This window comes from Synechocystis sp. LEGE 06083, from assembly GCF_015207725.1.
Lineage (GTDB): Bacteria > Cyanobacteriota > Cyanobacteriia > Cyanobacteriales > Microcystaceae > Synechocystis > Synechocystis salina.
In genome coordinates this window covers 1-16,442 of record NZ_JADEWJ010000059.1, presented here as the reverse complement: position 1 = coordinate 16,442, position 16,442 = coordinate 1, and the positions used below count along the sequence as shown (strand labels likewise).

14 protein-coding genes, 1 tRNA gene and 1 pseudogene are annotated in these 16,442 nt (G+C 49.3%); 12 read left to right on the top strand and 4 right to left on the bottom strand.

All coding sequences use genetic code 11. From position 1 onward, the window contains the following. Nucleotides 1-346, top strand: a 346-nt coding sequence (locus IQ219_RS06670; RefSeq protein WP_304650687.1) for a homocysteine biosynthesis protein, incomplete at its 5' end; no start/stop codon positions are given. A 58-nt stretch (nucleotides 347-404) separates the two neighbouring features. Here IQ219_RS06670 and IQ219_RS06665 read toward each other — a convergent pair. Both IQ219_RS06665 and IQ219_RS06660 read right to left on the bottom strand, forming a co-directional pair. Then, nucleotides 405-1,652 (bottom strand): bifunctional oligoribonuclease/PAP phosphatase NrnA, encoded by a 1,248-nt coding sequence (locus tag IQ219_RS06665; protein WP_194072113.1) that lies wholly within the window; start codon nucleotides 1,650-1,652, stop codon nucleotides 405-407. A gap of 149 nt (nucleotides 1,653-1,801) precedes the next feature. Further along, entirely contained in the window at nucleotides 1,802-3,178 is a 1,377-nt protein-coding gene (locus IQ219_RS06660) for a CHAT domain-containing protein (RefSeq protein WP_194072112.1), read from the bottom strand. Nucleotides 3,179-3,355: 177 nt separating this feature from the next. Between IQ219_RS06660 and IQ219_RS06655 the strand changes: the two genes are divergently transcribed. After that, nucleotides 3,356-5,125 carry a R3H domain-containing nucleic acid-binding protein gene (locus tag IQ219_RS06655; RefSeq protein WP_194020211.1) on the top strand — a complete coding sequence of 590 codons (1,770 nt, stop codon included), beginning with the start codon at nucleotides 3,356-3,358 and terminating at the stop codon, nucleotides 5,123-5,125. Here IQ219_RS06655 and IQ219_RS06650 read toward each other — a convergent pair. Both IQ219_RS06650 and btpA read right to left on the bottom strand, forming a co-directional pair. After that, nucleotides 5,105-6,136 carry a thiamine phosphate synthase gene (locus IQ219_RS06650; RefSeq protein WP_194072111.1) on the bottom strand — a complete coding sequence of 344 codons (1,032 nt, stop codon included), beginning with the start codon at nucleotides 6,134-6,136 and terminating at the stop codon, nucleotides 5,105-5,107. The genes IQ219_RS06655 and IQ219_RS06650 overlap by 21 nt on opposite strands. 116 nt (nucleotides 6,137-6,252) lie before the next feature. Further along, the gene (gene btpA, locus IQ219_RS06645; protein WP_190597083.1) at nucleotides 6,253-7,116 is read right to left on the bottom strand and encodes a photosystem I biogenesis protein BtpA; all 864 of its coding nucleotides are present in this window, start codon (nucleotides 7,114-7,116) and stop codon (nucleotides 6,253-6,255) included. A gap of 181 nt (nucleotides 7,117-7,297) precedes the next feature. Here btpA and IQ219_RS06640 point away from each other — a divergent pair. The 10 genes and pseudogenes from IQ219_RS06640 to IQ219_RS20440 form a co-directional block, all read left to right on the top strand. Next, a tRNA-Arg gene (locus tag IQ219_RS06640) sits at nucleotides 7,298-7,371 on the top strand. A 50-nt stretch (nucleotides 7,372-7,421) separates the two neighbouring features. Further along, the gene (locus tag IQ219_RS06635) at nucleotides 7,422-7,943 is read left to right on the top strand and encodes a hypothetical protein (RefSeq protein WP_194072110.1); all 522 of its coding nucleotides are present in this window, start codon (nucleotides 7,422-7,424) and stop codon (nucleotides 7,941-7,943) included. Nucleotides 7,944-8,026: 83 nt separating this feature from the next. Next, the gene (locus IQ219_RS06630; RefSeq protein WP_190597080.1) at nucleotides 8,027-8,914 is read left to right on the top strand and encodes a hypothetical protein; all 888 of its coding nucleotides are present in this window, start codon (nucleotides 8,027-8,029) and stop codon (nucleotides 8,912-8,914) included. 33 nt (nucleotides 8,915-8,947) lie between these two features. Continuing rightward, nucleotides 8,948-10,090: an FAD-dependent oxidoreductase gene (locus IQ219_RS06625; RefSeq protein WP_194072109.1), complete on the top strand. Its 1,143-nt coding sequence runs from the start codon at nucleotides 8,948-8,950 to the stop codon at nucleotides 10,088-10,090. Nucleotides 10,091-10,254: 164 nt separating this feature from the next. Next, entirely contained in the window at nucleotides 10,255-11,175 is a 921-nt protein-coding gene (locus IQ219_RS06620; protein WP_194072108.1) for an RluA family pseudouridine synthase, read from the top strand. Between the two features lie 544 nt (nucleotides 11,176-11,719). Then, nucleotides 11,720-12,610 carry a bifunctional diguanylate cyclase/phosphodiesterase gene (locus tag IQ219_RS06615; RefSeq protein WP_194072107.1) on the top strand — a complete coding sequence of 297 codons (891 nt, stop codon included), beginning with the start codon at nucleotides 11,720-11,722 and terminating at the stop codon, nucleotides 12,608-12,610. Nucleotides 12,611-12,680: 70 nt separating this feature from the next. Next, the gene (locus IQ219_RS06610; RefSeq protein WP_194072106.1) at nucleotides 12,681-13,868 is read left to right on the top strand and encodes a response regulator; all 1,188 of its coding nucleotides are present in this window, start codon (nucleotides 12,681-12,683) and stop codon (nucleotides 13,866-13,868) included. A gap of 249 nt (nucleotides 13,869-14,117) precedes the next feature. Then, the gene (locus IQ219_RS06605; protein ID WP_228016762.1) at nucleotides 14,118-15,014 is read left to right on the top strand and encodes a sulfotransferase; all 897 of its coding nucleotides are present in this window, start codon (nucleotides 14,118-14,120) and stop codon (nucleotides 15,012-15,014) included. 256 nt (nucleotides 15,015-15,270) lie between these two features. Continuing rightward, nucleotides 15,271-15,639 (top strand): DUF4114 domain-containing protein, encoded by a 369-nt coding sequence (locus IQ219_RS06600; protein ID WP_194072105.1) that lies wholly within the window; start codon nucleotides 15,271-15,273, stop codon nucleotides 15,637-15,639. Between the two features lie 48 nt (nucleotides 15,640-15,687). Further along, nucleotides 15,688-16,442 (top strand): annotated as a pseudogene (locus tag IQ219_RS20440) (hypothetical protein); the annotation flags it as partial.

The following is a 16,442-nucleotide window of genomic DNA, read 5'->3' as shown; positions in this document are numbered from 1 at the left end:
GGGGGTGGGGGTGCCCATTCCTGTGTTGAATGAACAAGTAATTGAGCAATGTGCCGTCACGGATGAAGACATTGTGGCTCCGGTGGTGGATTTTTCCATTCCCCGTCGGGTCAGGCCCACCTTTGGTTTAGTTACCTACGGCCAGCTCAAAAGCGGCAAAATTACCATTGAAGGCAAAACCGTACGGGTGGCTCCCCTGGCCAGCATTGCCCGTTCCCGGGAAGTGGCGGAAACCCTCAAAGCTTGGCTGGAGGCTGGCACCTTTTCCCTCACGGAACCAGTAGCTTCCCTGCCTACTGATCGCATGTTCCTTGCCCAGGATCCCGTCGGGAATCTGTCAATTTAGGTTAAGCCTGGTTCGATGAAACCCAATTTTCCCTGGGCCATACAAATCCTAGTCGACATTAGGAATGGACCACCCGATGGTCGGGGTTAATGAGGCGGAAAAATTTCTGCTTCAACTGGCGATCGAACACTTCCCATTTCAGCTTGGTATATTCCGCTTGGTCATTACATCCCGTTAGAAAACCGACGGGAATTTCAAACCCCCCGGCCATGTCTCGGCCACCACCGTAGTAGCGTCCAGCACCGTCCATCCCCAAGCTATCTTTTAAAAATTCATCGGGGTCTAGAGTCAGCTTATTGGTGCGGAGGGAACCAATGACTAACTCAATATCATTGGCCCGGTCATGGACAATGCCGTAAACCAAAGCGGTGTGTACGTTTTCCTCCGTGGCTAAAAAGTCCGCGGCCTGGGGAATGGCATCCCGTTCCTCGTAGCGGAGATAACCCACCCCCGCCAAGGAAAAGTTATTTTGTACGACTCGATTTTGTAAAGACCGCTCAATCACTTCCATCACCCGTTTGGAGCGGGCCGATTGCAAGACTGCATTGAGTAACTGGGCATCATAGATGCGACTGAGGTAGGCCGCCGCCATAAACTCCGCTTCCTGGGCCTGGAGCAAGTTAATGGTGTCGGAGCGCAGGCCATGCATCAACGCGGTGGCGCATTTAACGTGGGTGGGGTTACTGTTATTGAAATCTAACGTGCCCCCCTGGAGATATTCAGTCAAAATAGTGGCGGTGGAACGACTGCCCGGACGGATATCCACAAAAGCATTCTCCGCTTCTACTTCCTCTTGCTGGCTATGGTGGTCGATAATCACCACAACGGGAATATCGGCTTCTTGTACTAAAGGCATCAGTTGACTATTGGTGCCCTGGCTATCCACCAATACACAGCCTTGGTAATCGGAGAGGTCAATATCCTTGAGCATTTGCGGGCCCCAGCGTTTGGCGGGCAGGCCGGTCAGCTTCACCAAAGCAATATTTTCTTGGTGGGAAAGGGTGCCAGCATAAACAATTTCACACTGGATTTCGTACTGGGCCGCAATCAGTTGAAATGCCCAGGCACTGGAGAGGGCATCGGGGTCAGGAAAATCTTGAATTACCAAAATAAACCGTTGGCCTCGATGTCCTTCCAGATGGTGCTGGAGTTTGATGATTTGGGCTGTGTTAGCAGCGGGAATACGGGGAGAAATGGCGTCCGGAGAGGCAATACTCCTCTGGGCACTGATCTTTTGGGGGGAGGGAACAGTGCTGGATTCTGGGGCGGAAAGACCGTTACTGGGCCGGGAGGAAACAGAAGCCATTGCCAAAAAATAGGATAGGAGAGGGTGTTAAATAGATCATAACATTGAGTCTAAGCGCACCCCTCTATGGGTGGAATTTACCAAGCTTCCACCTGGAGTAACAAAGGGTACTGCCAAGAACTTAATGGATTACCGGTGCTCACCAACGCTTACCAAGGACTACTAAGCATGGTGAAAGATGCCCAGTAGTAGGGAGCCGAAAAATCCGTTTGCCCCAGATCAATTAGGGATGGTGGCAGGGCGATCGCCCCCCGAGAAATGCCCGACTGTTCCAGTTCAGAGGTCAATTCTCCCCGGAGCATTTTTAGTTGGGCCTGGCGTAGGGCTTCGGCTTTAGTGGTGGTTTGACCCAATTGTCGGTAGAACTCAGTCATCAGTACCAATGTCGCCCCGTCATCCACATTCCAAAAGCTAGCTAAGGCCGATTTAACCCCAGCCTTGAGGGCTAGGCCAGCAAAACCTAGTTCTGCTTCGTCATCCCCCAGGGCAGTTTGGCAAGCACTCAGCACTAATAACTCTAAAGTTGAGGACGGCCAATTTATTTGGCTCATTTTGTCCAAATTCAACTTATCGTCCCAAAACTCGATGTAGGAGTTACTGGGTTTACCGGAACGAAAAAAAGAATGGGTGGCCAGGTGAACTATGTTTGGTTGCCTTTCGGCCAACTCTGTCTGGAAACGATCAATGGTGAAATCCTGGTTAAGAAAAGTTTCCCCCTGCCAACGTTTTTCGTCTGTACGATCCATGGTCATTGCCCAAAGGACATTGTCCAATTCCACTGGCACTGCTGGCAAAGGACTTTGGTCAGCAAACTCCGATGCCCCCATGGCCAAAATATTGCCCGGGTGAAGTGGTTTGTAGTTACTATCAATCAAATTAAAAGCAGGGATATTGGTCAGACTATATTTCTCCAGGAGATATTCTTGGCCATCAAATAGGGCGGCCATGGGTAAACCCCGCACCCCATTACCCAGGCAAAAGAGCAAGGTGTCAATGCCTTGGGCTTCTAAGGTTTCAGCATAGGGGGCAATAATCCATTGGTACAATTGTTGGGCCGATTCCCGGCGATTGACGGTTTGGGATAGTTGTAATTCCCGCTGAAAGGTGGCCACTACCGGTCTTAATACTGTCTCTGGTACGTCGTGTAAATTCACCACCACGGGGTCTAGGTCAGGGGTAACTAGTACCAAATGTAAAAATTCCTTTTCGGGAATGATCCATAACACGGCGGGTTTTTTGCCCGTTTCTGCGGCAATTTTTTGTAGAGTGAGGGCAATATCCTCTGGGGTTTGGGTCACTTCGGCCAGACTTTCGCCAAAATAGGCGGCAAATTCCTGTTCCCGGGCCTTTTCCATGGCGACAATTTTTTCGCTCAGGGTTTGGGCAAAGGCAGGGGCCACACCGAAGCTAGCCAAAGTTAATCCCAGGCCCACTGCCATCATTTTTTTCAGTAAAGACTTGGACAAACTCCGGCGATCGCCGAGGGATAATGGGCGGATAACTCTGCTGTATATGGTGGTTGTCATTTTTAGTCCCCTTGGTTTGGGGCGATTCCCGGTCAAGACTTTCTCTGACTGCGGTGGGAACCATTGCCCTTCAACGTTACTAGTCGATTTTGGCAGAAATCATCCCAGTTTTGCAGATTCCTTTGTTATCTTCGTAGGTAATTAGAAAATTTTATAAACTCAGCCCTTACCATCATAATGTCGGAATTTAGCCTGGCCCATCAGGATTACCCCGTTGACGACCTCGAACAGCTATTAACCATTCTGCCCCGTTCTATTCAAGCCATCATCGCTGATCACCCCCAGCGGCAACAGTTAGTGGAAGTGGTCATGGACCTAGGGCGATTACCGGAGGCCCGCTTCCCCGGCACCGCTGTCTATTTGGGGGATAGTCCGATCGCCAGGGAAGATTTGCAATATGCCATCGACCGAGTGGGGCTGTTCAGTAGTGATAACCGAGCGGGTATTGAAAGAACCTTGCACCGCATTAGCGCCATCCGTAACCGCACCAACGAAATTATCGGCTTGACCTGTCGGGTAGGCCGGGCGGTGTTTGGTACCATTAACCTCATCCAAGATCTGGTGGAAACCGGGGAATCGCTACTGCTGCTGGGGCGACCTGGGGTAGGCAAAACCACTGCTCTGCGGGAAATTGCCCGGGTGCTGGCAGATGATTTGCATAAACGGGTGGTGATCATCGACACCTCCAACGAAATTGCCGGGGACGGGGACATTCCCCATCCGGCGATCGGTAGGGCCCGGAGAATGCAGGTGGCCAGGCCGGAATTGCAACATCAGGTGATGATTGAGGCAGTGGAAAACCATATGCCCGAAGTGATTGTCATCGACGAAATTGGCACCGAATTGGAAGCTTTAGCCGCCCGCACCATTGCGGAACGGGGAGTACAATTAGTCGGCACAGCCCACGGTAACCGTTTGGAGAATTTAATCAAAAATCCTACCCTCTCAGACCTAGTGGGGGGCATTCAAGCGGTGACATTGGGGGATGACGAAGCCCGGCGGCGGGGTTCCCAAAAAACCGTGTTGGAAAGGAAGGCTCCCCCCACCTTTGCCATGGCAGTGGAAATGTTGGAGCGGCAAAAATGGACTATCCATAGTGATGTGGCTTTGACCATCGATAATCTGTTACGGGGCCGCCCTCCGGTGGAACAGTTACGGTATATGAATGAGCAAGGGGAGCTACAAATCGAAACGGTGGAAGCCCAATCCCAGGAAAAAACGCCCCAACCCCCCCCCTATTTTTCTTTGGGGTTAGTGGACGATCGCCAGTTGCGGCCAAGACCCACAGGTTTACGTTCCACTGGGCGAATGAAACCCCAAGCCCCCCTCCATGCCAACGCCGACCAAGTGCGGGATTTTGAGCGGTTACTGGAACAGTCCTGGCAACAGTGGGAAGGGGATGATGAACCCAAAGTCAGGGTGCCGGGGCCCAACGGTGAAGATTTGCCGGTTTATGTTTACCCCTACGGCGTCGGGCGATCGCAGTTAGACCAGGTGATTGAAATCTTGCAATTACCAGTGGCCGTCACCAAAGATGTCCACCAGGCCGATGCGGTGTTGGCCCTGCGCTCCCATGTCAAAGGCAACCAGAAATTACGACAGATGGCCAAGGGCATCCAGGTGCCCGTCTATGGGGTTAAATCCAACACCATTCCCCAAATTAGCCGGGCTCTGAAACGGATTTTGGGCATGGACGAACCCCACAAAGCTGAGGCGGCGGATCTGCGTTTATTTACCCGCAGTGGCAGTAACGATGAGTTAGAAGCCCTGGAGGAAGCCCGTTTAGCTGTGGAGCAGATTGTTATTCCCACAGGGCAACCGGTGGAACTGTTACCCCGATCGCCCCATGTACGCAAGATGCAACACGAACTGGTGGAACATTACCGTTTGCAGTCGGATAGCTTTGGGGATGAACCGAACCGTCGCCTAAGAATTTATCCTGCCTAACTGAGTTAACAATTGGGCTGTGGCCTGGCTGGGATCTGGGGCTTCCATAATGGCCCGGACGATCGCCACCTGGTTGGCACCAGCTTCCATAACATTCCCCAGATTTCCCCCATCAATCCCCCCAATGGCAAACCAGGGCAGCGGGGAGTTGGCGGCCGCATACTGTACATAATCCAAACCAGCGGGCTTTTTCCCGGCTTTAGTGGGAGTGGCATACACGGGGCCCACACCAATGTAATCTGATCCCTCGGCGATCGCCTTGGCCATTTCCTCTGGGTTAGTGGTGGAACGGCCAATGATTTTATCGGGCCCCAGTAGATGACGGGCCACGGCAATGGGTAAATCTTGCTGTCCTAAATGGACTCCATCGGCATCCACTGCTAAAGCTAAATCCACTCGGTCATTGACCAAAAATAAAGCCCCGTACTGGGTGCATAATTGCCGCACATCCTTCGCCCGTTGCCACCTTAACTGGTCTTCCGTGTCCTTATCTCGATACTGGACTAGCTTCAATCCTCCTTGGAGGGCCGCTTCCACTGTAGCTAGTAAATTTTCCTGGGGAGAAGTGACCAAGTAAAGGGAACACTGTCTTAATTTTTGCACTAGTTTAGCTCCCAACAACCCGCTTTCCAGGGCATAAACCCGGTAGCGTAACTGTTTGCAACAGGCTCCCATGGCCGGATCTCGCAGTTTGCCGTACTCCTCCAGCACCCTTAACGCTTCTTCCACCCGACAGAGATTGGCCTGCAACAGCGCCCGCACATCAGTACGTTGGCTTTCCTGGGGATGGGTCAACTGGGTGCCCACATCATTAGGGGTGTCCCTCGCCGCCCGCAGATCATCTTGATGCCAGGGTGCCAGGGCTTGCCGCAGTTGTTTACATTCCTCTGCCCAATGCTGATGGTTCAGACCAAAACGACACCATTCCTCCACCGTCCGTAACCCTTCCCGGGCCCGGTTTAAATTGGCATCCAAAATTCTGGCGATCGCCATGGGGGAAGATTGTTGCATCTGTTTAGCTCAGATAGGAAAAAACGGGTTTTTCGCCAGATTTAGTCCCCAAGTTGATGCTAGGGAAACTCATTTGGCTAAATCCAGCAAAATTTTGTAATTAAACGACAAAATCCTCAACAGACCACTGATTTTGTCCCCGTGGGAGCATCCACCCCTGTCGACTTAGTGGGCTTGGCCTTTAACCCCTCGGCCATGGCTTCAATGAAAGCGGAGACCCGGATGGGGTCAATGGCTTCGTTAATATTGCCGTGGCGTTTGAGGGAACTGGCCACAATTACCCCGTTGGCCGCTTGGATCAACTGACCAATATTGTCCTCGTCTGCCCCACTGCCAATGAACACTGGAGTGCCTTTGGCGGCGTTGGTGGCCAGTTCCAAATCTTCTAGATTGGGGGGACTGCCCGTAGCCCAGCCAGACAGGATAATGCCATCGGCCAAGCCCCGCTCAATGGTATCCGTTACAGCGGTGGTTAAATTGGGCGTACCCAAGGGTCGGGCATGCTTGACCAGCACATCGGCCAGGATGGCCACGTCACTGCCCAATTCCCGCCGATAGCGCAACAGTTCGTGGGCATTGCCTTCAATCAAGCCCTGATCTGTGGCCATGACCCCCGTGAGCACATTAACCCGGATAAATTTTGCCCCCACGCAACTGGCGATCGCCAAAGCACTATGGGCATCGTTACGCAGAACATTGATCCCCACCGGGGCCACCACCAAATTTTGCAGGCGATCGACAATTAAGGTCATGGCGCTGACCACTGCCGGATCTACCCTTTGTTTGGGAAAAGGGGCATCGAAAAAGTTTTCCACAATAATGCCATCCACCCCCCCAGCGGCAAGGGCCGTGGCTTCTTGTTCCGCCCGTTCAATGACGGCGGTGAGATTGCCCCCCCAACGGGCCGAAGTTGGCAATGGTAGGAGGTGTACAACGCCAATAACAGGATTATGGGTCTGAAAAGTTTGAAATAAATCCACTGCACTCGATCCTAAACGCCCCTGGGTACCGGTCGGGCCCTCGTTGTCCAAGACAGGCGGGTTGTAAATTAAACAAAGCTAAGCCAATTAAGAATTGTACCCTACCAGGGAAATTGACCGGGGGCCGGTTTCACCGCTCAGGGTATGATTTAGGGGATATGGCAGAATAAGTTGTTGACCTGAGGTTGTAGCTCAGACGGATAGAGCAAGCGCCTCCTAAGCGCTGGGCCGCCGGTTCGACTCCGGCCAACCTCGCTTCCTATCTACCATTTTTCCCTTTGCTGTCAACACTCACCCCCCTAACCATGAGAAAAAGACTCACCCGCTTCCTTTCCCTCACCCTGGTGCTGGGCCTACTCTGGTTTGGCACCGCCGCCTGCGCTAGTCAACCCCCTTCCCAGTTTGACCAGGCCCAACAGGAAAGCACCCAACGGGGCGCTGAGGCCGTCACCAAGGAATCCTCCAAAGGGGGAGAGTTCAATGTCTTTTTCCCCCAAGCTGAGGGGGAGTATGAACGGGTCTTTGCCCAGGAAAAGCAGGGCTTTGCGGAAATTAAACTCAAACAAAATGGTCAAGATGTGGCGGTAATGTCCATCAATGACGTCAAAAATAATCCCACCGCAGCGGATAAATTTAAGGCCAGCACCCAAGCGATTGATGGTTTTCCCTTGGTGCAACAGGGTACCACTGGCACGGCTTTGTTGGTGGGCGATCGTTATCAGGTCAAGGTTTTATCCCGATCGCCGTCTTTCACTCCCCAGGAGCGGGAAGCTTGGTTGGCTAAGTTTGATCTCAAGGGGCTAGAAAATTTGAGCGCCAGGAATTAACAGGAAATTAGAAAAAAAGTTAAAACCGTTTAGTTACCAAAGTTCCCAACCCATAGTCCACCGATCAAACAGGAGTTTTTTGCGTGAGTAAGCCAATTTTTAAGTTAGTGGATGACCTACCTACGGGCGGGTTGACGGTGATGTTGCTCAATTCCCTGGATTTTGTTGTGCCGGGGCAATGGGAAAATTTGGTTGGTTTTGAAAATACAATCAAAAAAGTGACTGGGGAAACCGATCCTGCCTTGGTGAAACAAATTGGCGATCGGGCAGTGTGGTTGTTTAACGATAAGTCCCAGGGTTATCAAAATGCCCTCTGGCTCTACCAAACCGTGGACTCCACCGACAGTGCTCTGGGAGCGGCGGCCCTGGCCAATAAGGTGGGAGAAAGTATTAATTTCCTCGGTTTTTTAAATAAAATTACCCCCAATCCCCAAAAGGCCCAGGCCATTGACCTGTCCATTAAATTGGTGGCGGAATTGGTGGCTTTCTGCCAAATTAACGGCATTCCCGGCAATAGCATTGGGGATTTTGTCCGTTCCCTGACGGATTACAGTGGTGAGTCTTTGATGCGCATGGCCGCCCTGATCAGTTTTGATGGCATCATTCCCTTTGGTCCCAGTTTTGTCCTGACCACCATGGATTTTTTGGAAAAGTTGACCCCCAAGGAGTTGGAAGAAAATAAGACTTTTAATAAAATTAAGCCCCTCATTCCCGGCAATAGCACCAGCAGTCAACTGGATTTTATCGGTGAAAGTTTTGGTTCTGTGCAGGGTTGGATGACCGGTTTTGTCGGCGATCGCCAGCTTACTAGGGAGAAAGTGTTGGGCAAATTGCGGAATTTCATGGAGGTGACGGAGGACAAAATGGATTACCTGGCCGCCTTCATTGATATGTCCACCAATTACTACGAGCACACCGGCATCCAAACCCTAGCCCACCGCTTAATTGAAAGGGCAGTGGCGGAAATTTAATGCGCCTAATGCTGATCTAGTTGATCAACAGAAATGGCCAAGAAACTACTGCTGGTGGGGGGAGGCCATAGCCATGCTTTGGTGCTCAAACATTGGCGTCGCCATCCCCTGGCCGCTGTGGACCTAACGTTAATCAGCGACGTTGAGCAAACTCCCTATTCCGGTATGTTACCGGGGCATGTGGCGGGCTTTTATTCCCATGCTGAAAGTCATATTGATTTACCCAGGCTGTGCACTTCAGCGGGGGTTAACTTTGTGGAAGATAGGGCGATCGCCATTGACCCAGAGCGCAATTTACTAACCACCCAGAAGCGGGGACAGTGGAGGTTTGATTACCTTTCCCTTGACATTGGCAGCACCCCCTTTATTGACGATATTGTCGGGGCAGAATATGGCATTCCCGCTAAGCCGGTGCCCCAATTTTTAGCCGCTTGGCAAGCTCTGTTGCAAAACATTGACCAGCATCGACCGGAAAAATTCACCTTGGCGATCGCCGGGGGAGGGGCCGGGGGCGTGGAGTTGGCTTTTAATGTGCAAGCTCGTTTAGCGAAGTTTTTCCCCGCCATAGAGTTAGATGTGCAAATTTGGCAACGGGGCGCAACCCTGTTATCGCGCCATAGTGCCCAGGGCAGAAAACTGATTGAGAAATTGTTGGCGAAGCGAAATATTACCGTGTTACTAAATCGTCCTGTCACCACCATTGAGCGCGAGTTTTCCCCCGATGACAATCAATTAACCTGTTACAAACTTGAGAGTAATGACCATTGGCGATCGGTTAACGCTGTGTTTCTGGTAACCCAAGCTAGTCCGGCCCCTTGGTTAGCCCAATCCGGCTTAAGTCTAGATAGCCGGGGCTTTATCTCGGTCAAACCAACCCTACAGAGCTATTCCCATCCCCATATTTTTGCGGCGGGGGATGTGGCAACCATGGTAGACGAGCCTCGACCCAAGGCGGGGGTATTTGCTGTGCGCCAAGGAAAGCCATTGTTCGACAATCTGTGCAGATTTGGCCTAGGCAAAGACCTAAAACCATTTATCCCCCAGTCCCAATACCTGAGTTTGCTGGGCACCGGAGATGGCAAGGCGATCGCCCTTTGGGGGCCTTGGGCTAGTTACTGCCAGTGTTGGTGGAGGCTTAAGGACTACATTGACCGTCAATTTATGGAACAGTTTTAAGCCAGAGATCAGCAGTTGACAGAATGAATTTATTTCACAAACACCAATGATGAATAAAGAAACAATAGACTATATTCAATATCTGTAGATAACCTTACCAGGGCTCCCCTCAAAGATTTTTTTCATGACAGTATGCTTAAGGGGGAAAATTGAGGAGCAATTGATTGGGAAATAAGCTTAATCAAGGTTGGCTTTACACTGACCGGATCAACGCCAAAGGGGCTGGACAAACAGTGTTGGATTTCTACAGTCAACGCTATGGCCACTCCGATCGCCAAACTTGGCAAGAACGCATTGAACGGGGGCAAATTCAGCTCAATGGTCAGCCCATCAATCCCCATCACCCTCTGCAATCAGGACAAATTCTCACCTATTGGCGATCGCCATGGGCTGAGCCGGATGTGCCCCTGAGCTTATCGGTGTTGTACCAGGATGAAGACCTCTGGGCCATTGATAAGCCAGCGGGATTACCGGTGTTACCGGGGGGAAATTTTGTTTACCACACCGTCTTAGAACAATTAAAAATTCAGTTTCCCCAGGAGTCGTTGTTTCCCCTGCATCGTTTAGGTACGGGCACTTCAGGGCTTTTATTGCTTGGTCGTTCTGCCCTGGGGAGGCGGGAACTCAGTCGTCAATTTCGGGAACGTTGTTGCCGCAAAATTTACCGCACCCTCATCGGTCCCTGTACTTTGCCGGAACAATTTGAATGTCACCAGGCGATCGGCAAGAGTCCCTACCCCCAACTGGGATACATCTACGCTGCCACCCCCAATGGGAAACAATCCCACAGCTACGGCAAAATCCTGGCTCGATCTGCGGACAAAACTTGGCTCGAGGTGGAAATTACCACAGGCCGACCCCACCAAATTCGCATTCATCTGGCCAGCTTGGGCTACCCTTTGCTTGGCGATCGCCTCTACGGCCCCGGCGGTGTCCCTTTCAACCATCAAACCAACGCCCGGCCAAGTGACGGTGGCTATATTCTCCACAGCTACCAACTGGGTTTTCTCCATCCCCGTACCCAAGAAACCATCACTCTAACGGCTCCACTCCCCCCCGACTTAAGGCTCAAAGGTGACAGTTGATACCGACCATCGCGAACCGCAGTGAATAGAATAAACTCAATTCAACTTTCTAAAACCATTACCCAAACAAACACAACGGCCCAACCCCACTCCAGCTTTGACATTAATGACCCTCTGTTCGTATTTTGCGGTCGAAGTCAACCTTTAAATGCAAATAACGCAATCTTAAAGTAACTTTTGTGCATGTTACCCCCCTTTCAAAGGGCAAAGGTGCTGAATGTTACGGACTATCGATCGCCAGGCTAGCTACCATCTGCTCCAGTTAATTTAGATTTATCCACAAAGCTTGGATTCTGTCTGGCCTGGCAAGAGGATTAAATCGATTGGCTGATTGTTTCTATCCTGAGACTCTGTTACAATTCTTAACACTGGCTTAACAATCCCTTAAGAATCTTAGTGTAAAATCTTAAGAAAATCTTAAGATTTCCCTTCCTGAATCCTATGTATTGATTCTGTCCTGTGCCTAGACCTAGACCTCCAAAGAGAGTCCGCCGGTCGCCAAGTTCCTCCCCTGGAGCCATCCCTATTGAATCCTGGAAAATCTATGTTTATATTTCCACGCTTTCCCCTGTCCTTGGCTGAGAATAGTTTTTCTCAGGCTGAGATTGCCACCCCAGCCTCCACTGATCGCAAGCAATATATTAAGCAGGCCCTAGCTAAGGCGGTAACAGAGCGTGGATTCAGGCTGGATTTTCAACCCCAATGGGATGGGCAGGGAATTAATTTGGTGGGGGTAGAGGCCCTGGTCCGTTGGCAAGATCCTAGGTTGGGTAATGTTTCCCCGACAGAATTCATTCCCATAGCGGAGGAAGCGGGACTGGTAACGGCCATTGGCGAGTGGGTCCTAGGGGCCGCTTGTCGTCAATATAAAATGTGGCAAGCCCAGGGGGTGCCTCCCTTTTTGTTGGGGGTGAATTTATCCTTGCAACAGTTGCAGCAAGCTGATTTTGCCCAGACGGTCCAGCGGATTCTGGAGGAAACTGATATGCCCCCAGCCCAACTACAGTTGGAGGTAACCGAAGGATTAATTTTTAAAGATTTACAGCACACCATTGGGGTTCTCCGGGACCTACAACGATTGGGGGTATATTTGGCGATCGATGATTTTGGCACTGGTTACTCTTCCCTATCAGTGCTGAAGGAACTGCCCGTCCACACGTTAAAAATTGACAAATCTTTTTTAGCGGATCTGGAGACGCACCAAAAGGCGGAAGTTATCCTCGAAAGCATTATCAACCTTGGTCAACGTTTGCAATTGATTGTGGTGGCAGAAGGTGTGGAAACAGAAAGCCAACTCCATTTACTTCAATCTTTGCAGTGTGATGTGCTCCAGGGTTTTTTCTTCAGTTGTCCCCTGAACGAAGATAAGATGACCCATTATCTCCACCATTGTTGTTCCACCAAAACTTCGAGCAAGGCGATCGCCGCCCATTAGGTTTTTAAAATTTCGGGCATCGGCTCCGTTATTTATCTTTAGCTAAATCAATAACTAAATTAAAAATTTTATGACCGCTTTGACCCTGCCCTTTTCCGAGGATCGTGCCATGGCTAATCGATTGCAGCTCCCTAGGCTCCAAAAATCTCAAGATAATGAGATTAAACGGGCGATTCCTCGGGAGCTATTGGAGCAGTTAATGGCCGAGCAGTTCACCGGTCAACTGGTTATCCGCAATCCCTTTGATGAATTTGTTGATTGGCAAATTTACCTGGGTAACGGCAAAATTCACTTCGCTAACAGCGCGGTGGGTAATGGGAAGCGTCTGAATTATATGTTGGGCAAGTTGTTCCAGCAGGGTCATCTGCAACTGCCCGCCCAGTTGGATAGTGACTATAACTATATCTGTGAGCTATGGAAAAAAAAGTATTTTTCCTTTCAGCAAACTCGGTCAGTGTTAACCCAGTTTACCCAAGAGGCTCTAGTCCAGGCCCTTTCCCTACCTAAAACTGAATATCGCCTAGATCCTAACAACAAATTAAGACATCTTTTCTTGAATCTGAATTTGGAGCAGGCGGTGGGGCCCATTGAGAAGAAAGTAAATTACTGGTGGGAATTACGTTCAGAAATTAATTCTCCCTTTCAACGGCCTTTGGTGCAGGATGTCCGGAAGTTGCAGGGGACTTTAGCAAAGGCTAATTTCGAGACCACAGAAGAGTTCTGGAAAGCTGTTCAACAGAGTTTGGAAAATTTGAATTGTCTTTATGACATTGCCAGTGCCACCAAATTGAGCACTCTCCAATTGGCGATCGCCATGCGGAATTTAATCAAAGCCGGGGATATTACTATGCTCCCCTACCAGGAAATTGCCATTGATAACCGTCCTTTGGTGGTTAGTGTGGACGAAAACCAAACCCATCAGCACGTTGTCGAATATACCTTAGAAAAAGGTGGCTATCGAGTTAACACCATTACCGACCCATTTAAGGCTTTGGCTTCCCTCCAAGGTCAAAGTCCTGATTTAATTTTGATTAATGCTGACATGGAAAAAATGGATGGCTACCAGTTAGCTTCTCTATGTCGTAAATCACCCCAGCTTAAACAGGTGCCCATTATGTTAATGGTGGAGAATGACAATTTAGTCCATAGCATCAAGGCCAAAATGTCTGGGGTTAGTGATAATTTGCAAAAGCCTTTTTTGCCGCAAGATCTATTGCTGAAAGTCAAAACTAATTTGCGAGAAGTGGCCTCAGCATAAGTACAGGACAAAATTTGTATGGGGTGAAACCCTGACTCAAATTTTGTAGAAGTGAACGCCGCCTCAATTTCATTTTAAATAGCCATAACTCTATTGTAATGGTTGATAAAATGTAAAATTGTGGATTCATAATTGAAGAAGTTTTCGGAAAACGAGAAACACTTTCCTCTCCTAATCAAATACCTTTTGCACTTCTATATCCCCGTTTTTATACAATCTTTCGATTTTTCGGGGTGTCCAGGAGTTTAAATGGTAAAGAGTGCAATTTTGCTTTTAATTGCGTTCCTTGCAAACTTAATGCTTCAGTTAACTTCAGGATACAGTCTTAATAAACGAATTATTTATGTAACAGGCTTGCCCCGTGCTGGTTCAACGCTGCTCTGCCAAATCTTGAGACATCACCCGGAAATTTACTGTCCTGGCCACAGTTCTCCCCTCTGTCCAACAGTGATGAGTTTACGCTATAATCTCAGTGATAACGACTTTTGGTTAGCGCAGCTAGATGTAGACTTTGAACAGAGTTATCAACGCCTTCTTAATGCATTTCGTGGTTTCATCAACGGCTGGTTTGCAGAAACAGACAAGACTTGGGTTGTGGATAAAAATCGAGGCTGGCTTCAGCATATTGAAACCATTAATCATCTCGACCCAAATTTTAAAATGCTGGTATGTGTGCGAGAATTAGGACAGATTTACGGCTCTATTGAAGCACAGCATCAAAAAACTTTACTCTTGGATTTTCCGGATCATTTGGCCAATTTATCTCGTTATGATCGTGCCGATAACCTTTTGGGAAAAAATGGAGTGATTGGCGCTCCTTTAAATGGAATTGAAGCTTTGCAAGATATTTCTCCCGAGCTTCAGCAACGTCTTTTTTACGTTGTTTTTGAGCATCTGATGAATGAACCGTCCATTGTCATTCAAAATATTTTTCAATGGCTAGGGGTGTCTCCTATTAAACTTGACTGGCAAAATTTGACAGTCAGCCCCCACGAGAGCGATAGCCACTATCGTTACAAGTACCGCCATCAAACCTACTCTGCTCTACGACTTCCCCAGAAACACTCCATTCCTCAACGCATCCAACATGACTTGCAAAAAAACTTTACCTGGTTTTACCAAACTTTTTATCCAGGCTTGTTATAATGCTTCCATCTGAGGAGCAGATAGCAGATATAAGTAAACTTTTTGAAAAATAAGGCCGAAGGGTATTAGAGTTCTTGTTCTAACAGGATTCTGGCGAGTGATTTACCAACTATAGTTCGGATTTTTTCAAAACTAGTTCATGCAAAACAAAGGAGCTAGCTACTTTCTTCCCTAGTTTTCGGCAGGCTAGATTCAATGTGGCTAAAAGTGAGCCTACTTTTAGCAGAGTTATCTTTTTGCTTAGATCGGGCAAACTATGGCTATTTTCAACGACGTAGATACCTTTCAAGAACTCAATGACGCTATCCAGTTCTCAAAGGACAATGGTGAGCACGACACCATCAATATCACAGGAGATAGTATCCTCTCCGAACAACTACTGCTGATCAACGAAGATGTGGGGTTAGTGGTCAATGGTAATGGTTGTGCCGTCAGTGGCAATAACGGCAAACGCATCTTTTTTGTCAAGAATGGTACCTTTGCTCTTGATGGCCTAAGCTTTCAAGATGGTAAAGCCCAGGGAACCAATAGTGGTGTCTTCGGTTTTGAGGACTTACCCAGCAACCTAGGCATCAGTGATTTCGATTTCAATAATGCGGTTTTCCAAATCCAATTCTTGGCTTAGGCTCACTTTTTACGCACCTTACTTTTCCTTATTTGCCCACAGAACATCATGTTTACCTACACGGTTTCTAAAGACCTTACTCTGTACGATATCTTCGACATTATCAATAATGACCTCAATGAAGATACCACGATTATTGTGAATGACAATGTTGATATATCAGACCCGATGAAACCCATCAATATTGGCACTCGAACACTAACTATTGAGGGGAATGGTTATGCCCTAAACGCTCAGAACAATAAACCCCTTTTATTTGTAAAAAGTGGCAACGTGACCATTAACTCTGTTGTCTTCCAAGCCGCTAAGAGTCAGGGACAGAATGGGGGCAATGATGCTGGGGGCGGTGCGGGTATGGGAGGGGCCCTATTTATCTACAGTGGCAATGTTTCTGTCAATAACAGTAGTTTTTCCGGCAACCAGGCGATCGGGGGGAACGGTGGTAATGGCCAGTCTGGCACTGGTGGTGCTGGAGGTCGCATGGGAAACTGGCCTCTCTATCTAGCCCAACAGAACGGCTACGCCCAAGCTAAAGCGGGAGAAAATGCCGGTGGGTTCCGTTACAAAGGCGGCGACGGTGAAAATGGTGGCTACGGGATTGGCGGTGGCAATGGTGGCAATGGCGAGATTGCTGGTTTGATCACCAAAACCGGCAATGGTGGTAATGGCGGCGAGGGGGGATTTGGCGGTAATGGTGGCCAAGGCGGCATTGGTGGTAAACTCACCGCGAAGTCAAACCTGCCAGGCGGTGAGGGGGGTTATGGCGGTAATGGTGGCCAAGGCGGTTGGGGCAGCGGTGGTGG